This window comes from Actinomycetospora sp. (assembly GCF_055612215.1).
The window spans coordinates 1-1023 of record NZ_JBVPVA010000963.1; the positions used below are offsets into that span (position 1 = coordinate 1).

At 76.4% G+C, this 1023-nt stretch carries 1 protein-coding gene; it reads left to right on the forward strand.

What is annotated here, in order from left to right:
- Positions 1 to 1023, forward strand: a 1023-nt coding sequence (locus tag AC0CYZ_RS26325; protein ID WP_472220858.1) for an aminomethyl transferase family protein, incomplete at both ends; no start/stop codon positions are given.

The window sequence follows — 1023 nt, forward strand, 5'->3', positions numbered from 1 at the left end:
GGCGTCGCGGTGATCGACCTCAGCGCGTTCTCGCAGTTCGACGTGCGCGGTCCCGGGGCGCTCGCGTACCTCCAGCACCTGACGGTCGCGCAGATGGACCGGCCCGTCGGGCGGGTCATCTACACCCCCGTCCTGGGTCCCGACGGCGGGTTCCGCAGCGACCTCACCGTCGTGCGGCTCGGCGCGTCGCACTTCCGGGTGGTCACCGGCGGCGCCGACGGGGCCCGGGACCTGGCGTGGTTCCGGCGCCACCTCCCCGACGACGGGTCGGTCGCGCTCACGGACCTGACGTCGGCCGTCTGCACGCTCGGGCTCTGGGGCCCGCGGGCGCGGGACGTCCTCGCGACCGTGACCGAGGACGACGTCTCCGACGCCGCCTTCGGGTTCGCGACCGCGCGGGAGCTGACGATCGGCTCGACGCCGGTCCTCGCGCTGCGCCTCTCCTACGTCGGCGAGCTCGGCTGGGAGCTGCACGCCGCGACCGAGGCCGGCCTGCGCCTGTGGGACACCCTCGTCGAGGCCGGCGCCCCGCACGGGCTCGTCCCCGCCGGCATCGGCGTCTACGGCACCACGGCCCGCATCGAGAAGGGCTACCGGCTCATGGGCCACGAGCTCGACGCCGAGCACGGCCCCGTCGAGGCCGGCCTCGCCCTTCCCGGGCTGAAAGCCGCGGACTTCGTCGGGAAGGCCGCGTACACGAAGGCCCGCGAGGGCGAGGCGGAGGCGACGCTGTGCACGCTGCGGCTCGACGACGCCCGCGACGCGGCCGGCCTCCGGCGCTACCCCCAGGGCGGCGAGCCGCTGCTGACGGCCGACGGCCGGCGCATCGTCGACCGCCGCGGCCGGCCGTCGTACGTCACCAGCGCGGGCGCCGCCCCGTCCCTGGGCACCCACCTGCTCATGGCCTACCTGCCGCCCTGGCACGCCGTCGAGGGCGAGCAGCTGCTCGTCGAGTACCTGGGGGAGCGGTACCCGGTCACGGTCGCCCGCGCCGGGCGCGCGCCGCTGTTCGACCCCGACGAC